The sequence below is a fragment of the Marinobacterium sp. BA1 genome (assembly GCF_041155135.1).
Classification (GTDB): Bacteria; Pseudomonadota; Gammaproteobacteria; order Pseudomonadales; family Balneatricaceae; genus Marinobacterium; species Marinobacterium iners.
In genome coordinates this window covers 1502872-1520993 of the sequence record NZ_BAAFHC010000001.1, presented here as the reverse complement: position 1 = coordinate 1520993, position 18122 = coordinate 1502872, and the positions used below count along the sequence as shown (strand labels likewise).

At 57.4% G+C, this 18122-nt stretch carries 17 protein-coding genes; 7 read left to right on the top strand and 10 right to left on the bottom strand.

Annotated features, from left to right (window positions below; translation table 11 throughout):
* Positions 1 to 35: 35 nt before the first annotated feature.
* Entirely contained in the window at positions 36 to 1439 is a 1404-nt protein-coding gene (gene cysG / locus ACAM29_RS07390; RefSeq protein ID WP_369623714.1) for a siroheme synthase CysG, read from the top strand.
* 21 nt (positions 1440 to 1460) lie between these two features.
* Here the strand turns inward: cysG and nhaD are convergent, their stop codons facing one another.
* On the bottom strand, positions 1461 to 2705 hold the full coding sequence (gene nhaD, locus ACAM29_RS07385; protein WP_369623713.1) for a sodium:proton antiporter NhaD: 1245 nt from the start codon (positions 2703 to 2705) through the stop codon (positions 1461 to 1463).
* Positions 2706 to 2814: 109 nt separating this feature from the next.
* On the opposite strand from nhaD, the gene ACAM29_RS07380 reads away from it, so the two are divergent.
* Positions 2815 to 3084 carry a GIY-YIG nuclease family protein gene (locus tag ACAM29_RS07380; protein WP_309546613.1) on the top strand — a complete coding sequence of 90 codons (270 nt, stop codon included), beginning with the start codon at positions 2815 to 2817 and terminating at the stop codon, positions 3082 to 3084.
* Here ACAM29_RS07380 and purT read toward each other — a convergent pair whose 3' ends face one another.
* The 3 genes from purT to ACAM29_RS07365 all read right to left on the bottom strand — a co-directional run bounded on the left by purT (position 3085) and on the right by ACAM29_RS07365 (position 7109).
* Positions 3085 to 4266: a formate-dependent phosphoribosylglycinamide formyltransferase gene (gene purT, locus ACAM29_RS07375; RefSeq protein ID WP_369623712.1), complete on the bottom strand. Its 1182-nt coding sequence runs from the start codon at positions 4264 to 4266 to the stop codon at positions 3085 to 3087.
* A 203-nt stretch (positions 4267 to 4469) separates the two neighbouring features.
* Positions 4470 to 6218, bottom strand: coding sequence for a DEAD/DEAH box helicase (locus ACAM29_RS07370; protein ID WP_206841065.1), 1749 nt, complete (start codon positions 6216 to 6218; stop codon positions 4470 to 4472).
* A 120-nt stretch (positions 6219 to 6338) separates the two neighbouring features.
* Positions 6339 to 7109 carry a hypothetical protein gene (locus tag ACAM29_RS07365; protein ID WP_369623711.1) on the bottom strand — a complete coding sequence of 257 codons (771 nt, stop codon included), beginning with the start codon at positions 7107 to 7109 and terminating at the stop codon, positions 6339 to 6341.
* A gap of 138 nt (positions 7110 to 7247) precedes the next feature.
* Between ACAM29_RS07365 and smrA the strand changes: the two genes are divergently transcribed.
* The 3 genes from smrA (at position 7248) to ACAM29_RS07350 (ending at position 10714) form a co-directional block, all read left to right on the top strand.
* The gene (smrA, locus tag ACAM29_RS07360) at positions 7248 to 7832 is read left to right on the top strand and encodes a DNA endonuclease SmrA (protein WP_206841069.1); all 585 of its coding nucleotides are present in this window, start codon (positions 7248 to 7250) and stop codon (positions 7830 to 7832) included.
* Positions 7833 to 7910: 78 nt separating this feature from the next.
* Positions 7911 to 8624 (top strand): hypothetical protein, encoded by a 714-nt coding sequence (locus ACAM29_RS07355; RefSeq protein ID WP_091827583.1) that lies wholly within the window; start codon positions 7911 to 7913, stop codon positions 8622 to 8624.
* Entirely contained in the window at positions 8621 to 10714 is a 2094-nt protein-coding gene (locus ACAM29_RS07350) for a tRNA(Met) cytidine acetyltransferase TmcA (protein WP_369623710.1), read from the top strand. The genes ACAM29_RS07355 and ACAM29_RS07350 overlap by 4 nt, the downstream gene beginning before the upstream one ends.
* Here the strand turns inward: ACAM29_RS07350 and ACAM29_RS07345 are convergent.
* Positions 10684 to 12102 carry a methyltransferase gene (locus tag ACAM29_RS07345; RefSeq protein ID WP_369623709.1) on the bottom strand — a complete coding sequence of 473 codons (1419 nt, stop codon included), beginning with the start codon at positions 12100 to 12102 and terminating at the stop codon, positions 10684 to 10686. The two genes, ACAM29_RS07350 and ACAM29_RS07345, sit on opposite strands and share 31 nt — an antisense overlap.
* Positions 12103 to 12203: 101 nt before the next feature.
* On the opposite strand from ACAM29_RS07345, the gene ACAM29_RS07340 reads away from it, so the two are divergent.
* Positions 12204 to 12740: a hypothetical protein gene (locus tag ACAM29_RS07340; RefSeq protein WP_369623708.1), complete on the top strand. Its 537-nt coding sequence runs from the start codon at positions 12204 to 12206 to the stop codon at positions 12738 to 12740.
* Between the two features lie 73 nt (positions 12741 to 12813).
* Here ACAM29_RS07340 and ACAM29_RS07335 read toward each other — a convergent pair whose 3' ends face one another.
* The 4 genes from ACAM29_RS07335 to ACAM29_RS07320 form a co-directional block, all read right to left on the bottom strand.
* Entirely contained in the window at positions 12814 to 14214 is a 1401-nt protein-coding gene (locus ACAM29_RS07335; protein ID WP_091827587.1) for a sigma 54-interacting transcriptional regulator, read from the bottom strand.
* Positions 14215 to 14217: 3 nt separating this feature from the next.
* Positions 14218 to 14718, bottom strand: coding sequence for a hypothetical protein (locus ACAM29_RS07330; protein WP_369623707.1), 501 nt, complete (start codon positions 14716 to 14718; stop codon positions 14218 to 14220).
* A gap of 3 nt (positions 14719 to 14721) precedes the next feature.
* Complete coding sequence (locus ACAM29_RS07325) at positions 14722 to 16137, bottom strand: ATP-binding protein (protein ID WP_369623706.1); 1416 nt, start codon at positions 16135 to 16137, stop codon at positions 14722 to 14724.
* A gap of 155 nt (positions 16138 to 16292) precedes the next feature.
* On the bottom strand, positions 16293 to 16499 hold the full coding sequence (locus ACAM29_RS07320) for a dodecin (RefSeq protein WP_091827590.1): 207 nt from the start codon (positions 16497 to 16499) through the stop codon (positions 16293 to 16295).
* Positions 16500 to 16645: 146 nt separating this feature from the next.
* Between ACAM29_RS07320 and ACAM29_RS07315 the strand changes: the two genes are divergently transcribed.
* Positions 16646 to 17641 carry a hypothetical protein gene (locus tag ACAM29_RS07315; protein ID WP_369623705.1) on the top strand — a complete coding sequence of 332 codons (996 nt, stop codon included), beginning with the start codon at positions 16646 to 16648 and terminating at the stop codon, positions 17639 to 17641.
* On the opposite strand, the gene ACAM29_RS07310 is transcribed toward ACAM29_RS07315, so the two are convergent.
* Entirely contained in the window at positions 17642 to 18118 is a 477-nt protein-coding gene (locus ACAM29_RS07310; RefSeq protein ID WP_091827592.1) for a hypothetical protein, read from the bottom strand.
* Positions 18119 to 18122 lie beyond the last annotated feature (4 nt).

Below are 18122 nucleotides of genomic sequence, written 5' to 3'. Positions count from 1 at the left end.
GTGGGCAGAGATTGGCCTGATTGAGGAGCCCCGCGATGGATTACCTACCGCTGTTTTTTGACCTGCGCGAGCGTGACGTGCTGCTGATTGGCGGTGGTGATGTGGCCTTGCGCAAGGCGCGCCTTCTGGTACGCGCCGGAGCCCGCATTACGTTGGTGTCGCACCGTGTCCTGCCAGAGCTGGAATCTTTGCTGGAGCTCAATCGGGGGCTGGTGATTATCGGCGAATACCATCCTGAGCTGCTGGACGGCAAGGTGCTGGTGCTGGCAGCTACCGATGATGATCAGCTTAATGAACGTGTGCATTACGATGCTGTAGCTCAGAACGTGCCGGTCAACGTTGTCGACAGTCCTGCGCTCTGCACCTTCGTGTTTCCGGCCATCGTTGACCGTTCACCCATCGTGATTGGCATCAGCTCCGGTGGTCAATCGCCCGTGCTGGCACGGCTGCTGCGCGCCAAACTCGAAACCTGGATACCTAACGGCTACAGCCGTCTGGGTCAGCTGGTAGGGCGTTTTCGTGACAAGGTGAAGGCACGCTTTGGCAGTGTAAATGAACGCCGAGTCTTTTGGGAATCGGTGCTACAGGGACAGGTGGCAGAGCGGGTATTTGCCGGTCAGGATAGTGCTGCCGAAACGCTGCTTGAACAGCAGATCGAGCAGGGCAATGCTCAGCATCAGGTGGGGGAGGTGTATCTGGTGGGGGCCGGCCCCGGTGATCCTGAGTTGCTGACTTTCAAGGCGTTGCGGCTGATGCAGCAGGCGGATGTGGTGCTGTATGACCGTTTGGTCTCGCCTGACGTGCTGGACTTGTGTCGCCGTGATGCCGACCTGGTATTTGTCGGCAAGCAGCGGGACAACCATGCAGTACCTCAGGAAGGAATTAACCAGCTGCTGATTGACCATGCCCGTGCCGGTAAGCGGGTGGTGCGTCTGAAAGGCGGTGATCCGTTCATTTTCGGTCGCGGTGGTGAAGAGCTGGAGCGGTTGAAACAGGAGGGCATTCCCTTTCAGGTAGTGCCCGGCATTACCGCTGCCAGCGCTTGTTCAACCTATGCCGGTATTCCGCTGACCCATCGTGACTATGCTCAGTCGGTCAAGTTCGTCACCGGTCAGTTGAAAAATCGCACCTCTGAGCTGGATTTTGCCGAACTGGTGCATCCCAATCAAACCATCGTGTTCTATATGGGGCTGCATACGCTTGATAAGCTGTGCGATGGCCTGGTCCGCCATGGCAAGCCTGTTGATACACCGGTTGCGATTGTGTCCAGAGGTACGGCGCAGGACCAGCGTGTTCTTACCGGAACGCTGAACACCATTGTGTCACAGCAGGCTGAGGCGCAGCTGCCGGCACCCTCGTTGGTAATAGTTGGCGAAGTGGTGGCATTACAGCCGCAGCTGTCCTGGTTTGGTGCGGCGGAAGCCGAGAACCGCATTTGAGCGGTTCTCGCCGAACTGACATCAGCCGTGCAGCATCTGACCGACCAGATAGCTGCCGGCAAACCCCACACTGTATGCGATCAGAATCAACCCCGAATAACGCATGAAGCTGATAAAGGTGATCGCTTCCACCTTGCTCATGGCCACGATTCCGGCTGCCGAGCCGATTACCAGCAATGAGCCGCCCACGCCTACCGCGTAGGTCAGCGTCAGCCAGCTGGCGGTACTCATGGCGATTTCAGACTTGAGCAATGCGGCGGTCAGCGGCACGTTGTCCACCAGTGAGGACAGTAGTCCCATGACGTAGTTGGCCGCTGTAGTCGGCATCACTTCGTACACCCGCACCAGCGAATCCAGCACACCGATCTCTTTCATCATGCCGACCAGCAGCAGAATGCCGAGGAAGAACAGCAGAGTATCGAACTCGATGACGCGGATGTAGTCGAGCAGACTCTCACGCTCGTCTTCCTCATAGCAGAGGCGACCCACCAGAAACATGATCGACAGGCCGAACAGGAAGGTCAGCAGCGGTGGTACCCCCGCGATCACGTTGAGGATAATGGTAGAAAAAATGGTGAGCAGAAAGATCATGGCGATCATCTTGCCCACCCGGTCATCACGGCGTGGAGAGGGGATGATCTCGACTTCGCCCTTAAGCTTGAGTGACAGCAGGGTTGCCAGCAGCAGTACGCTGGTCAGTGCCGGCAAGCTGAGCCAGAGCAGGTCGTCAATTTCCACTTTGTGCTGCATGAAGATCATCAGCGTGGTGACATCGCCGGTGATCAGGGCAACGCCGCCCGAGTTGACCGCAAATACTACCAGTACGGCGAAGCGAACTGTTTTCTTTACCTCCATTCGCAGCGACAGTACCAGTGCAATCGAGATCAATGTGGCGGTGATATTGTCCGACAGGGACGAGAAGAAGAAGGCAAAACCGGCTACCAGAAACATCAGCTTGCGTTCGCTGAGTCGGCGCGGCAACACCTTGTAAATCAAGGTTTCGATCAAGCCTTGATGGTTGAGAAAGGCCACAAAGGTCATGGCGGCCATCAGGAACAGCCAGAGGCTGGCGATTTCAAGAATATTTTCATTCAGCTGCTCCTGCACCATGGCCGCATCGGCACCGTGTTGAGGAAACAGAAACAGTAGTATCCAGGCAAGTGTGCCGAGGAAAAGTGTGGTTTTCGCCTTGTTGATGTGCACCACATCTTCGAGCACGATCAGCAGGAAGGCGATACCTGCCATCGTGATTAATAGTGTTTGCATCGGTCTGACCGAGCCCCCAGAATTGTTAGAAAGCGGAATTCTACGCCTCTGTCCGTTTCGGCAACAGGGGCAATAAGCCGCAGCAGGCGAATTTGGTTCGGAAGTACAGGTGCAAGAGAATCAGGAAAAGGATGGCTGGTGGGTCTATATGCTGCGGTGTGCCGATGGCAGCCTCTATACGGGCGTGACCACAGACCCGCAGCGGCGGCTGGCACAACATAATGGCGAGCGTGCTGGTGGTGCCCGCTATACCCGTTGTCGGCGCCCGGTGGCACTGGTCTGGCAGGAATCGGGGCACGACCGCAGCAGTGCCCACAGACGGGAGGCGGCACTCAAGCGCCTGCCCCGTAATCGAAAGCTGGCGCTGGTGAATACCTGATCAGAACTCTACACGCACGCTCTGGGCGCAGTTGCGAGCTTTCTCGCGGGCTTCTTCAACGTTTTCACCACGGGCCAGTGCAACCCCCATGCGGCGGCGGCCATGAATCTCTGGCTTGCCGAAGAGGCGCAGGTCGGTATCCGGTGCAGCCAATGCCGCCTGCAGATGGCCGAAACTGGTCTGAGTGGATTCTCCCTGTGGCAGGATGACGGCTGAAGCCGATGGGCCATGCTGGCGGATCACCGGAATCGGCAAGCCAAGTATGGCGCGGGCATGCAGCGCAAACTCGGACAGGTCCTGCGCAATCAGTGTCACCATGCCGGTATCATGCGGACGCGGCGAAACTTCACTGAACAACACCTCGTCACCGCGGATGAACAGCTCCACCCCGAACAGACCATGTCCACCCAGTGCTCCGGTTACTTGCTCGGCAACCGTCTGTGCGGCTTTCAGTGCAGAATCTGTCATTGCCTGTGGCTGCCAGGATTCGCGATAGTCACCATCCACCTGAATGTGGCCAATCGGCTCGCAGAAACTGGTGCCGCCGATATGACGTACCGTCAGCAGAGTGATTTCATAATCGAACTCGACAAAGCCTTCCACAATGACACGACCACCGCCGGCGCGACCGCCTTCCTGGGCGTAGTGCCAGGCAGCCTCGATCTGATCCGTTTCACGCAGGGTGCTCTGGCCCTTGCCGGATGAACTCATGATCGGTTTGACCACGCAGGGCAGACCGATTTCCGTTACCGCCTGGCGGAACTCTTCCAGTGTGCCGGCAAATCGATAGGGAGAAGTGGCAAGGCCAAGTTCTTCTGCAGCAAGGCGGCGAATGCCTTCGCGGTTCATGGTGAGCTGAGTAGCGCGGGCGGTCGGGATGACAGTGAACCCTTCTTGTTCCAGTTCGGCCAGAGTGTCGGTGGCGATGGCCTCGATTTCGGGCACGATCAGGTGAGGCTTTTCCTGCTCGATGACAGCACGGAGAGCAGCGCCGTCCAGCATGGAGATGACATGCGAGCGGTGAGCGACCTGCATCGCGGGCGCGTTGGCATAACGGTCTACCACAATCACTTCAACCCCGAGGCGCTGCAGTTCGATCACGACTTCCTTGCCCAGTTCACCACCACCGCACATCAATACGCGGGTGGCCGTGGCGGAAAGAGGGGTCCCCAGAGTGGTCATGACATACTCCTGAATGAAAAAGTTTCACGCATTATAGAGCCGGGCAGACTTGTTAGGCCACCGGATTGACTATACTGGGAGGAAAGTTGGTTGCTGTGTCTCGTTATCACCATGCCCGCTGGGTATGGCCATCAGCCGGAATCTTTTCCGGCCCTGTGAGGCTGCCTCCGTTGCGGAGGCAGCCTTTCTTTTTCTACAGGCTATCAGTTGGCGCGAGCGGCGCGGCGTGATGGCTTGTTGCTGTTACTGGTGCTGCTGTTACTGCTGCGTGAGCGGCGCGGAGCAGATGCATCGGTCCAGGGGCGCAAGTCCAGTTTCTGGCCACACACGCGTGCACGCTTGAGCTTCTGAATTTGCTCACTGCTCAGGTTGGCTGGCAGGTCGATGCAGCTGAACTCATCAGCGATGTTGATACGACCGATCAGGCGGCTTTCCAGGTTGGCTTCATTGGCAACGGCACCCACAATATTGCCCGGCTTGACGCCGTGCAGGTGACCAACGCCGATCCAGTAGCGTTCCATGCCTTCGGCAACAGGATCGTTACGGCCCGGTTTGCCTCGGCCACGTTCAGGGCGTTCGCCACGCTCAGGGCGCTCACGTACTGGCCGGTTGGGATCGGGTTCGTTTTCGTTCATCCACAACGGCTTGTCACTGTGCATCAGCGCCAGTGTTGCGGCCAGCATCTGCTCGTGAGTCAGTTCGGAATTCTGCTGCAGGGAATCGATCACCGGCTGGTACTGGCTGAGGTCGGCCGATTCGGCGGCGGCCAGAATCTTCTTCTGCAGACGTTCGGCGCGCAGCGCATTGATCTCCTTGGCGCTCGGCATCTGCAATGTTTCCAGCGGCTGGCGCGTAGTACGCTCCAGCTGCTTGAGCAGACGCTGCTCGCGCGGTGCAACGAACAGAATGGCATCGCCGTTGCGCCCGGCACGACCGGTACGGCCGATACGGTGGATATAGGACTCGTTATCGTACGGAATGTCGTAGTTGATAACGTGGCTGATGCGCTCAACGTCCAAGCCACGGGCAACCACGTCAGTAGCTATCACTACATCCAGCTCGCCTTTTTTCAGCTTGCTGACGATGCGTTCACGCTGAACCTGAGCGATATCGCCGTGCAGTGCAGCCGCCGGGAAACCTGCACGGGTCAGTTCATCCGCCAGGCTTTCGGTTGAGGTTTTGGTGCGTACGAACACCAGAGCGGCTTCATGCTCATGCATTTCAAGTACGCGGGTCAGGGCCTGAGTCTTGCTCATGCCGCGAACCGTCCACACGCGCTGGCGAATGGTGCTGGCCGTTGCGGTCTGTGACTGGATTTTGATTACGGCCGGGTTGTTCAGGTAGTTTTCCGCGATGTTGCGGATCGCTTGCGGCATGGTGGCCGAGAACAACGCGATTTGACGCTGTGCCGGTGTGTGCTGCAGTACCCACTCCACATCGTCGATGAAGCCCATGCGCAGCATTTCGTCAGCTTCGTCGAGAACCAGTGCCTGCAGCTTGTCCAGCTGCAGCGTGCCGCGACGGATATGGTCCATCACGCGCCCCGGGGTGCCGATGATGATCTGGGCGCCACGGCGCAGGCCACGGATCTGGGTGTCGTAACCCTGTCCACCGTAGATCGACAGGGTACGCAGCCCTGGCAGATGGTGGGCGTATTTCTCACAGGCAGTCGCAACCTGCAGAGCCAGCTCACGGGTCGGTGCCAGAATCAGAACCTGAGGGTGAGTGGCGGCTGCGTCAATACGCTGCAGCAGCGGCAATGCAAATGCGGCGGTCTTGCCGGTACCGGTCTGAGCCATGCCAAGCAGGTCCCGTCCCTCCAGCAGCGGCGGGATACTCCTGGCCTGAATCGGCGAAGGGGTTTCGTAGCCAACGTCAGTCAGAGCGTTGAGAATAGGAGCGGACAGTCCCAAATCGCCAAAGCTGGCGGGGCTGGTTTCAGTGTTGGACATGCTGTGAGTATTACCTGGGTCATAGAAGAGGAGGAAAGCCGCGGGAGTGTGTTGCTCAGGTGCCGCCTTCCTGAAATAAGGTCATAATTGTACGCACTTCGGCGGCAGGAGTCCACCGCCTCAGCGTGTGGACTCACTGAAATGGTTATAGATGCTGATCAGTTCGTCTTCGCTGAAACGTACGATCACCAGCTGTTGGCCGGGGTGAATCACATCAGGGTTCTGTCCCAGCAGTCCCTGCTGGTGGTTGTAGACCCAGGTCTGCTCAACCTTGTCGTGCAGCAACCGCCCCAGCCATGAACTGCTGCGGTCTTCCTGCAGCGTGTCCGCATCTTCAGGAATGGCAACACTCAGGACTCGAGAACGGTCATTGACGCGAATGCCGCGGGCAAAGGTTTCGATCAGTCCCTGGCGCATGATTCCCCACAGGCCATGTCGGTCGGCGGGCTGAACAGCGTGGATATAGAACACCTCGTTGGCCGAACGGTCAGGGTCTTGCAGCAGCTCCTGCAGTCTTAGACGATCAAGTGCCAGTTCAGGTGCAGGCTGGCTGGTGCTGCCTGCAGCACGCGCAGGCATATCCACGGCGAAGCTGCTGGCGTTGCCGTCCTGCTCCAATGTCTCTTGTTCGGCCTTGAGCGCCTCTCTGTGCGGAAGGCTAAGCAGCTGTTCGCCGGTAACAAAATGGCGTGCCTTGTCCATCTCGATCACGTCCGAGGATGCCTGTCGGGTCAGGCTATCAATATGGGCCTGTGCTTCCGAGCGGGTTTGTTCCGACACTTCAGGCGGCTGGTCAGGGTGTGGTGCGGGTGTGGAGGTGTCAGGCTGTAGAAACAGGTACACAGCCGTACTTAATATCACAATGATCAAGGCGATCATGAAGCGCTGCATCGGTCATACTCCTGCTGAGGCTTTATCTAACCATAGATGAGAAGCGGATTCGGTAAAAGCGTTCAATTTTGTTGCGGCTGCTGTCACAATTGGCAGCTGCAGGGCTGAAGTGCCCGGCTGTTGAGAGGAGGGTTCGTCATGCGATCTGATAACCACGATGAATTCATGCAGCAGATGCTGGCTGAGGGTGTCAGTCGACACCATTATGCCGATACCACGCGTGACCATGCTGCCGTTCGCCCCTTGCGTGTTGACCCGAACAAAAGCATTCGACGTCAGCTGGCTGAAGGTGCCCCCGAGGGGCTGACCTTGGCGCCGCTGGAATGGTTGCATCCGGCTGATCCGATCAGCTGGAAGCGTGATGGGGTACAGGAGGGTGTGTTTCGAAATCTGCGTCTTGGCCGTTACAGCACGGATGCCTGTTTGAATCTTCAGCACTGCACACTTGCCCAGGCGCGTGATGAAGTGGCGGGTTTTGTACGCCAGAGTGCTGAGCTGAATATTCGGTGTGTATTGATTCAACAGGGGCGTGCGCGGCGCTCGGATGAGCATGCCAATCAGTTAAAAACCTACCTTAATCAGTGGCTGCCTGAACTGGAGCAGGTCATGGCATTTCACTCGGCTCCGTCGCATCATGGCGGTACCGGCGCGGTGTATTTGATGCTGCGAAAAAGCGAGCAGGCACGGCAGGAAAACCGGGAAAAGCACCAGAAGCGACGTTGATCGGATGTAGTCGATTGCATCGCGAGTCAAAAGTCGCTTTACTGAGTGACAAATCGAGATGATCAAGGAACTCGGAACATGGACTCGATGTTCGTTCAGCAGCTTAGACGCAGCCGCCATCTTGTGGTGCTGTTGCTGCTGCTCAACATGCTGACACTGGCGCTGCTGGCCGGTGGTGAATACGGGGCAGGAGTGGTTGCACTGCAAATTGTGCTGCTGATTGGTACCGCTGCACTGCTGTTTATGCTGCGCAATCGCAGTATGACGGCTGCGGTAACGTACGCTCAGGAGCCGGTGCTGGCACTTGATCCCAACACCGGTATCGCCACCGAAAACTGGTTCCGGCACATGCTGGCGCTGGAGTGTCGGCGTGCAGTGAGGGAGTTTGCCCCTCTGACCGTGATGCGCATCAGCCTGGGCGAGCACACAAAGCGTAAGCACCTGCTGGAGGTGATTCGGGTGTTGAGCGAAGAGCTGTCTCGACCGGGCGACCTGATCGGTTGGGAAACCAACTCAGACCTGGGGGCCGTGCTGCCCTGTACCAATGAGCATGCCGAGCAACTGACCGAGCGTTGCTACCGCTACATTCGGGAAAATTCGTCCAACCCTGACCTGCCGGTTTGGCTGGTAGCTCAGACCTATCAGCCAAGAGGCGATCTTAATCTCAGCAAGGTCAGCCAACATCTGGAACAGAAAATGCAGGAAGCCAGGCAGGATGCACCGGGGGTGTTCTATGCTGCCGAAGCGGCTACAGACCCCGCAACTCCCAGCATGACCTATACTGACGGATGAACTCACAGCCGCTGCTGGAGCGGCTGCAGCGTCAGCTGAAACAGTCGCGTCAACGATTGCTGGTCTGGGTGCAGGGTGAACAGGCATGGTGTCACCGCCAGCTTGAAACTGCATTGTCGCCCCTGTGCTCTGGTCAGGGTGTGCTGCTGGGACAGCCACTGACTGCGGCTGCTCATGCCATTCCCTCCCTAAAAGCCGCTGAGCTGCACCGTGTTCTGGGTACAACGCTCGACTTTGCCGTTGTTGATGCGTACGCCGGTTTCAATCCCAATGCCTTTGGCCAGCTGTGTGGCACTGTCCGAGGGGGCGGCGTGCTGTTGCTGCTTACACCCGCTGCCGATCAATGGCGCTGCTATGATGACCCTGAATATGCATCTCTGTGTGTGGAACCCCATACTCCTGCTGACATGAATGGCCACTTTCTTCAGTACCTGTGCAGCACTCTTGAGGGTAGCGATCAGTTGCTGTGCTGGAGTGAAGCCGGAGCCGCTTGGCCTCGGTTGCCTCAGACTGCAGATCCTGAGCCTGCAGAGCAGCCCTGTCTGAGTCTGGACCAGGCTGAAGCTGTTAAACGTGTGCTGGCGGTGGCTGAGCAGCGCCGTGCTGCACTGGTACTGACGGCCGACCGGGGTCGGGGCAAGAGTGCGGCTCTGGGAATAGCAGCGACTCGTCTTTTGCAGCAGGGAAAGCGAATCATACTGACAGCCCCTTCTCGTGCCGCGACAGGTGCCGTGTTTGAGCGGGTGCAGGCGCTTGCGCCTGATTGTATGTCGCAGCTGCTGTTTGCCAGCCCTGACGATTTGCTGCATCAGCCAGTGCAGGCTGACTTGCTGCTGGTTGATGAAGCCGCCGCCATTCCAACCCCCGTATTGGTTGAACTGCTGAATTGTTGTCCGCGGATCGTATTCTCCACCACGCTGCATGGCTATGAGGGCAATGGCCAGGGTTTTGCTCTGCGTTTTCGGCATCACCTTGAGCTGCACCGGCCCAATACAGCAGAGTATCGACTTGAAACACCGATTCGCTGGGCCGGGCCTGACCCGCTGGAGCAGCTGAGTAATCGAATGCTGTTGCTGGATGTGGATACACAGCCCCTTCCATCTCCGGATCAATCACTGCTGCTGGAAACCATTGATCAGGCGCAATTGAGTCAAGACCCGGCACTGCTGCGTGATTTGTTCGCTCTGCTGCTGCTGGCTCACTACCGAACGACGCCGGGAGATCTGCGGATTCTGCTCGACAGCCCCAACCTTCAGATCCATGTCCTGATGCAGCAGGGACAGCCGCTGGCCTGTGTGCTGGTGGCAGAAGAGGGGGAGCTGCCGGATGCGCTGGCACAGACGGTGTGGGAGGGGCGGCGCCGGCCACGAGGCCATCTGTTGCCACAAACCCTGATCGCGCAGGAGGGCTGGGGTGAGGTGGCCTCCTGGCGAGCCTGGCGTATTATGCGCATTGCTGTGCACCCTTTGTTGCAACAGCAGGGACTGGGGGCTCAGCTGCTGAATGAACTGGAATGTATGGCGGTCGCGGCCGGGGTTGACTATCTGGGTGCAAGTTTCGCGGCTTCAGAATCTTTGTTGGCCTTTTGGCATCACTGTGGCTATCGGCCGGTACGTCTGGGCGAGCAACGTGATCCGGTTGCCGGTACCCATGCACTGCTGGTGGTCCGGCCTGTCAGCGATCAGGTGAGGCAGTGGCTGCCCAGGGCGCAACACTGGTATGGTCAGAGTGTCCTGCGGCGGCTGCCGGGAGCGCTGCAGGATCTTGAACCTGAGCGCCTGACGTTGCTGTTGGACGGCCTCTGGCAACCGGATGCTGCCGACCTGGACACGCTGAAGCGCCTTAGGGGGTTTGCTCAGGATCAGAGAACGCTGGAGAGCAGCCTGCTGCCACTGAGCTGGCTGCTGGAGCAGACGTTGCCTCTATGGGGTCAGGCAGGCATTGGCTGTGATGATCAGCGTTTGTTGTGCGAACGTATTTTGCGCCAGCAGCCGGCAACGGCCGTTGCCGAACCCGCGGGCAAGCGCGCCCAGCTGCAGCGGTTGCGCAATCTGTGTGATCAACTGCTGGCGTTGTTGCCCTCGGCCTGACTCGGGCGCTCAAGCACCACCATTAGACCGGTCAGCTGCCGCTGATGTTCCAGCCGCAGCGGAAAGGTTGCGCAGTACTTCACGTGAAGCCCGGCAACAGCTGCAGCCGCTTCAATATGAGACTGGCTGTGGCGGAAGCGCCCCGATGATTGGAGACTGACCGCCTGATCATCTTCGGCCGCTTCAACGGTAAAGGCAAAGTTGCCACCCGCTCGCAGGGCTCTGGCGGCTGCCTGACAAACGGGGTGCAGGTCGCCGGTGTAGATCAGTACATCGGTGGCGGTAATCAGATCAACCGGGCCTGATTGTGCCAGCGCACTCTGTAGATCGTGGCATTCGAGCTGGTCATAGCACTTTTTGGCGGCAGCCAACTCAAGCATGCTGTGCGACAGGTCACAGCCATATAGCCGATGAATCGGCAGTACCGCTTTCAGGGCCTGTCCACACAGACCTGTGCCACACCCCAAGTCCAGCATCTCAAGCTCTGCATTGTCGGGCTCAATCAGTTGTGTCAGCAGCTCGGCCAGCAGTTGGGGGGCGCGATATTCAAGCCGTTTTTGCAAACGATTTTCAAACTCTTCGGCGTGGGTATCGTACAGCGCCTGCACATAACCCTTTGGTGCTTCGGCAGAACAGTACCCGCCCGCTGCATTCAACATATGCTGTGCATGAGCGTTATCAGGTTGCTGCTTAACCACTTCTTCGTATAACTGAACAGCCACCTCAGGGTCGCTTTCTTCGGCAATGTAATCCGCCAGCTCCAACAGCCGTGTCGGTGAGCAATCCTGCTGGCGCAACTGCGCCAACAGCCTGTCACTTTGTTGGCACAGGCAAAGGTTCAAGGCCCATTCAGACTCGGCTTCTATACTGAAGTCAGGTGATACCAACAGGGTTTGCAGCAGATTCAGGGCTTCAGGGCTTTTATGCTGGTGGCGCAGCGCTACTGCAAGGGTCAGCCGGGCATCGGTGTAGTGCATAAGTTGAGGCTGAACTGTGAAAAGCTGCTCAATTGTCTGCCAGCGGCCAAGCTGTTCCAGCAGGGCGAGTCGGTTGAGCTGGAATGCCGATTCGTCGGGGAGCAGGGTGATGGCGTGCTCTATTGCCCTGTACGCGTCTTCAGATCGGCCCCTTGCCTGCAATGCGAGTGAGAGATTGCTGAGAGCCTGAGCCTTAAAGCGCGCCTGTACGGGTAATTCGGTGGCACGTTGCAGTTCACGGCAGGCGGCAATGGCATTGCCGGACTTGAGCTGAATCAGTCCCAGCAGGTGGCGAGCGTTGAAGTCGTCGGGCTTGTGGGCAAGGTACTGCTGGCAGATGGAACGGGCAGCGGCAAAAGCTTGCTGGTTCATTAATGCCAAGGCTTCATTGAGGCTGGGGAGAGAGGACATTAGAAACTCGTCTACAGGGAATAAAGGCACAGCGATACTATAAAAATGGGCAATAAAATCCAACACCGGTCCGGAAGGACTTCTGAAGACCAGAGGTAGCCATGAAAAAACTGACCTTGATACTGTCAGCCTGCCTGATGTCTATGCCGGCCATGGCAGACAAGCCTTCGTGGGCAGGACCTGATGGGAAACCTCAGAAGGAGTGGCCCGAGCGGATACATCAACCTCAGCAACGTGATGAACGTCGCTCTGATGACCGAGTTGACGGTTTTTTACCCCTGTCCGAGCGTGAACGGCGCTTGCTGCGCGACCATGTGCTGGAAGAGCGCTATGGTGTTCGTTCTGAACCGGGCAGGATGAAGTCCTTGCCACCGGGTTTGCAGAAAAAACTTGCCCGCGGGGGCGAGCTGCCGCCGGGGTGGCGTGACAAGGTGCGTCAGGGTGAAGTGCTGGACTCGGATCTCTATCGCAGAGGAGAGCGTCTGCCGCGGCATTATCTTGAGCGGCTCGGATACGATTCTGAAGCGGCCGAGTTGATTCTGTTGGGCGACAGCGTGGTGCGCGTTGTTCAGGGCCGCGGTACGGTATTGGATGTTATTGACTTGACCGACAAGGCGCTGGAGATGCTGGGCCGATAAACGGCGCATTCAAACACAAAAAACCGCGCCTACCAAAAGCAAGCGCGGTTTTTTTGTGCCGAGTTCGGTAGGATCAGCCGACTTTGCGCTGCTCGGTAGCCTGTTTCAGTGCTTCCTGTTGAGCAGCCAAAGCAGCCTTGGCATCAGCCTTGAACTGAGCCGCTTCCAGCTGGTGCTTGTTCAGCAGCTTGTAGAAGTCGGTCCGGTTGCGCTGGGCAATACGGGCAGCATGGGTGACATTGCCCTCCGTAATCTGCAGCACCTTGATCAGATAGCGTCGCTCAAAGTCAGCGCGCGCTTCATTGAACGAAGGAATGACACGCTCCTGATTGGTCAGTGCCTTGGATATCAACCCTTCGGGAATGATGGGAGAAGGGCTCAGGGCAACCACCTGCTCCATCACGTTTTCCAACTGACGGACGTTGCCTGGCCAAGCCGCTTGGGCAAGCAGATGAAGTGCACCGGGAGAGATGCCACGAACCTTGCGGTTGTGTTTATGAGCTGCCTGAGTAAGGAAATGACGAGCAAGCAGCGGGATGTCTTCGGGCCGCTCGCGCAGTGGCGGCAGTTCCAGGTTGACCACATTGAGACGGTAATAGAGATCCTCACGGAACTCTTGGCTCAGCATCGCGGCTTCGAGATCGCGGTGAGTCGCTGAGATGATACGTACGTCTACCGGCGTGCTCTGGGTCGAGCCAACCGGGCGGATGGTTCGATCCTGCAGTACGCGCAACAGTTTTACCTGCAGTGCTACCGGCATATCACCGATCTCATCCAGAAACAGGGTGCCGCCCTGTGCCGCACGGAACAAGCCTTCGTGTTGGTTAACCGCACCGGTGAACGCACCTTTGGTGTGGCCAAACAGTTCGGACTCCAGCAGTTGCTCGGGCAGAGCGCCACAATTGATGGCAATGAACGGTTGGTCCGCACGAGCGCTGGCCTGATGGATCGCACGGGCAACCAGCTCCTTGCCGCTCCCACTGGGGCCGGTTATCAGTACGCTTACATCAGAAGCCGCTACACGCTGAGCTTGATCCAGCAGCTGCTCCATACGTGCGCTGTGGCTGATGATACCTGCGCGCCAGCTTTGGTCACGGTGACGCTGAGACGTGTTAAGTGCCGCACGAACAGTATCAAGCAAATGGTCCTTGTCAATGGGTTTTGACAGGAAACCGAATACGCCTTTCTGAGTTGCTTCCACAGCCTCAGGGATGGATCCGTGGGCGGTGATAATGATCACGGGCAAGTCTGGCTGCTCCTGCTGGATGCAGGAGAAGAGCATCAGGCCATCCATGCCATCCATCCGCAGATCGGTAAGAACCAGGTCAAAGCTGTGCTGGCGAATCATCTCCAGGGCTTCTTCGCCGCTTTCGGCACAGCTGATGTCGTAGCCCGACGCCTGCAGGCGCATTTCAAGCAGGCGCAGCAGGGCGGTATCGTCATCGACCAGCAGGATACGGGGGGTTGACGTCATCTGTCAGTGCTCCTCACGCTGTCGCGTTATTTGTCGTTCCAAATCCGTCAGGGCATCGACCTGACGCTTGAGTTCCTGATTGTCCAGCTCCAGTTGTTCAAGCTGTTGCAGGGTATTCAGCTGCTGTTGCAGTTGGCGCAAACGCAGCTGCAGAAACTGATCGGCACCGCAGTCAACCTCGACAGGTTGCAGCTGTAGTGCTGTGAGCATTTCCAGAGCCCGGGCTACATGCTGTGGAGATTGTCCGGGTGTGCTCAGTAACAGAGGGTAGAGAGTTTTTGGCTGTCTTGCTTCTGCGTCGATCAGTAGCTGTTGTTTGTCGTTAAGTGTAGACGAAGTATAACGATGTTCATATTTTAACCAACCAAGCAGCTGATCGTTATCAATATGGCATTTCTGCGCCATGCTTGAAGTCGACTCGACGCCCGAGTCGGGTGGCAGTGTTGGCAGGCAACCTGTCAGCAACAAAAGTGGAAGCAGCGCAGCTAAGGCTCGCGATAACATGGTTCAGGCATCCTCAGGCGGCAGCGTCAGGGTGAAGGCTACCCGTGCATTTTCATTTTCACTCAACACCAGCTTCGCTCCCAGCGCCCGGCTGGCCTGCTGTGCAATGCTCAGCCCAATACCTGAGCCTTTCAAGGGCCCGCGGCGACGATTTTTGCCCTGATAGAAGGGCTCGAACAGCATTGGAACATCCTCGTTCGGTATCAGAGGGCCGCTATTGGCAACTTTTAGTTCGAGTGCGTTGCCATTGCGACAGGCTGAAATCGATAAAGTGCCCTGTTGGTCTGAATAATGCACGGCATTTGAGATCAGATTGGACAGAACTCGCTGTAACATCTGGGCATCGGTGTGGCAGCTCTCGAACTCGAAACGGGTACTGACCTGCAGCTGCTTTTGCTCGATTTGCAGCTTGAAAGGCCTCATTATACGCTGCACCAGCGGTGGTATCACCACATTCTCCAGCTGGACCTGTCCCGGTTGCTGCAGACGGTTATAGTCGAGCAGTTGCTCGATGAGTTCCTGTAGCGTCAGGCTGTTCTGTTGCAGCAGTTGGATGATTTCGTGCTGGTCGGCAGTAAGCGGCCCGGCCAGCTCTTCTGCCAACAGATCTGCGCCTTCTCGCAGCGTTGTCAGGGGAGTCTTGAGCTCATGTGACACATGCTGCAGGAATCGTACCTTGTCCTGCTCCAGTGATTCGAGATGTTGCGCCAGCCAGTTCAGCTGGGTGTTAACCTGTGCCAGTTCTTCAGGACCGCTGAGATCAGCCTGCGGTGTGCGTTCACCCTCGCCGATGTTGCGAATATGGCGAATCAGCTGTTGTACCGGGCGGTTGATTCGCCCGCTGAAAAACAGAATCAGGGCCGTGGACGTGGCAATAAGCAGTACAGCAAACCAGCCGGTACGAAGCTGCTCCTGTTGTACGCGCTGCTCCAGCAATTCAAGCCTGTCATTGAAGCCGGCATCATTCGCTCTGATCAGCTGCTGAGTTTCATGCATCAGCTGCTCCAGGCGGCCACTGGCAAAACGGGGTGGTTGTTCGAGTGTGGACAGCCCTCGCAGCTCAGTCAGCAACTGGTGCAGATCGGATCGTGGCAGGGTGGGAGCCGCAGAACTGTCAGCCAGATCCAGCAAGGCGGCATAATCATTCAGATTCTGTTCCAGCCGCTGGCGTACCTCGGCACGGTTGACGATATCGTACTGCCGTGCAGCGCGAATGATATCTTCGGTCAGAGTGCGTAGCTGTTCATTACGCTGGCTGCTTTCCAGCATTTCTCTCGCCAGCAGGCGTGCCTGCGCTGACTGTGTAACCAGCGCATTGCCTGACTGGTACACCAGCACCGCCAATGGTACCGCTGCCAGAAAGAAGGCGAGCAGAACCAGCTGCTTGAGAGAATGGGTATGCCAGGGCAAAGTGGTCATCCTTCCAGGATAGGCTTGTTGCAGATAGGCAACGTTAGAGATTAACGGAGTGCATTATAAAGCAGACAGATATGAACCTTGGGTGAACGAAGGCAGACTCACTCGGACACGGCAGGCGTGGGCAGCCTCCGAGTGAGCCGTGCATGGAAGGTCATTTATTCGAGCCTGAATCCTACCCGAATGACAACTTGGTAGTGGGCTATTTTGCCGTCTGCGATATGCCCGCGCATCTCTTTTACCTCATACCAGTTGAGGTGACCTATGGTCTCGGCTGCTTTGGCAACCGCGTTGCGAATGGCATCATCGTGACTTTCGGCGGAGGAGCCTGCAATTTCGATAATCTTGTAGACATGATCCGACATGACGAATCTCCTTGCTGAAGTAGAGTGATGTCAGTGTAGGCCAAAATCCATAGCGGGCCAGATTATGGGATAGATCATATCGCCCCTGGCTAGAAGGTATTATTCTTAAGTTGATGATTTCGTTGTTGAGAACAAGGATGCACGCCGTGAGCGATATACTCAGACGACCCATGTTATTGCTGTTTAGCCTGCTGCTGACCGGCTGTGCAGGTGTGGCCAATCAGTCTGCCGAGCCTCGTACTTTCTTGCGAGGGATGCTGGTTCAGAATGCTGAAGGGTACTGGTTTGAGCCTTGTGGCCTGACAATGCGTCACCCGATTGCCTTGATGGGTGAACCACTGGAACGCGAGTATGCGCGTCAGAGCTTGGGTGATGGTTGGCCCGTATATATCGAGGCATTTGGTCGTGTATCGATCAAGGGTGTAGAGCTGACCCAGCCGTTGCTGGTCGGCGGGTCGCTTAAAGCCTGTGATGTTGATCTGCCTGATATCAAGCTGTGGGCTGTTGCCATGCGTGGCAATACCGTTTTCGAGTTGCGTGAACGGCAGATTCGAGTGCATTACCGTGACAGTTTGCGCCAGCTGGGATTCAAGCGCCCTGAAGGTGAGCGACTCGGGGCCGTGCGGCGCTGGCAGCAGACGATGGCCACTGGTGGTGGTCGCAGCAGCCATCAGCTGCTGATGGAGGTCGAAAAACGCGATTGCGAAGGGCCTCGTGGAGGGTGGTATGCCTTGACCCTTTCAGCCGAGGTGGATGGTCTTTTTTACAATGGCTGTGCGCGTTTGGGTGATTTGCAGCAGTGGCGACTGTTTACCCGCTACCGAACTGCAGACACACTCCTGACGCGCCGGTTGAGCCTGCAACTGGATTCAGACGGTAAGGCGCAGCTGCTTGAGGATTATCTGAATGAGCAGCCGGTGATCGAGTACAGCGGCCGCTGGCAGCAGGCCGACTCTGGAAGGCTGCAGCTGTGGCTGGATTCAGAGGAGGCTGCAGGCAGTGATTCGAAGCTGGTATTTCAGCTCGATCTGGAAGGGCGGCTGAAGCTCACTCACTTCCATCCTGCCTATGGTAGCGAGCTGGAACTGCTGCCCTCAGGAAAGCCCATGATGGAGCATCATGAGCTTGACTGGTGGCACTAGTCATTCCAACAGGCGGTCGCGGGCCTCGTTGATGCGCGCAGCCAGATAGGCACTGCCGTCCCGGTCCGGGTGCAGTTTCTGGATCAGGCGACGGTGGGCCTGAATGACATCATCGCGGTTGGCGTCCGGCTTGAGCCCAAGAATCTCCAGTGCCTCGTCACGGCTCATCTGTTTGTTGGGGCGGTTCGACCGCTGCTGTTTTTTCTGCTGGCGCTTGCGATTCAGAGTACCTGCCAGTGAGGGCAGGAAGCGTAGCAGCAGTGGCAGCAGTTTTTGCAGAAATGGCAGCACCAGTGCAATCAGGGCGCCGAGCCAGTGCATGCGTCCGGTGATCGCCATCGCCAGCAAGCCGATGGTGACGAAAATCAGAATCAGTTTGAGGGTGGCGCTGCCTCGCTTGTCGTCAGGCTGTCGCTGCCACCAGTACCAGCTACCCAGTATGATCAGGGCAAAAAGTACCAGTCCCAGTGGATGCATCCAG

Bases quoted from the DNA above. Each gene is read 5' to 3' on its own strand.
- cysG (WP_369623714.1), top strand. From the start codon at position 36: ATGGATTACCTACCGCTGTTTTTTGACCTGCGCGAGCGTGACGTGCTG.
- nhaD (WP_369623713.1), bottom strand. From the start codon at position 2,705: ATGCAAACACTATTAATCACGATGGCAGGTATCGCCTTCCTGCTGATC.
- purT (WP_369623712.1), bottom strand. From the start codon at position 4,266: ATGACCACTCTGGGGACCCCTCTTTCCGCCACGGCCACCCGCGTATTG.
- ACAM29_RS07370 (WP_206841065.1), bottom strand. From the start codon at position 6,218: ATGTCCAACACTGAAACCAGCCCCGCCAGCTTTGGCGATTTGGGACTG.
- ACAM29_RS07365 (WP_369623711.1), bottom strand. From the start codon at position 7,109: ATGCAGCGCTTCATGATCGCCTTGATCATTGTGATATTAAGTACGGCT.
- smrA (WP_206841069.1), top strand. From the start codon at position 7,248: ATGCGATCTGATAACCACGATGAATTCATGCAGCAGATGCTGGCTGAG.
- ACAM29_RS07355 (WP_091827583.1), top strand. From the start codon at position 7,911: ATGGACTCGATGTTCGTTCAGCAGCTTAGACGCAGCCGCCATCTTGTG.
- ACAM29_RS07350 (WP_369623710.1), top strand. From the start codon at position 8,621: ATGAACTCACAGCCGCTGCTGGAGCGGCTGCAGCGTCAGCTGAAACAG.
- ACAM29_RS07345 (WP_369623709.1), bottom strand. From the start codon at position 12,102: ATGTCCTCTCTCCCCAGCCTCAATGAAGCCTTGGCATTAATGAACCAG.
- ACAM29_RS07340 (WP_369623708.1), top strand. From the start codon at position 12,204: ATGAAAAAACTGACCTTGATACTGTCAGCCTGCCTGATGTCTATGCCG.
- ACAM29_RS07335 (WP_091827587.1), bottom strand. From the start codon at position 14,214: ATGACGTCAACCCCCCGTATCCTGCTGGTCGATGACGATACCGCCCTG.
- ACAM29_RS07330 (WP_369623707.1), bottom strand. From the start codon at position 14,718: ATGTTATCGCGAGCCTTAGCTGCGCTGCTTCCACTTTTGTTGCTGACA.
- ACAM29_RS07325 (WP_369623706.1), bottom strand. From the start codon at position 16,137: ATGACCACTTTGCCCTGGCATACCCATTCTCTCAAGCAGCTGGTTCTG.
- ACAM29_RS07320 (WP_091827590.1), bottom strand. From the start codon at position 16,499: ATGTCGGATCATGTCTACAAGATTATCGAAATTGCAGGCTCCTCCGCC.
- ACAM29_RS07310 (WP_091827592.1), bottom strand. From the start codon at position 18,118: ATGCATCCACTGGGACTGGTACTTTTTGCCCTGATCATACTGGGTAGC.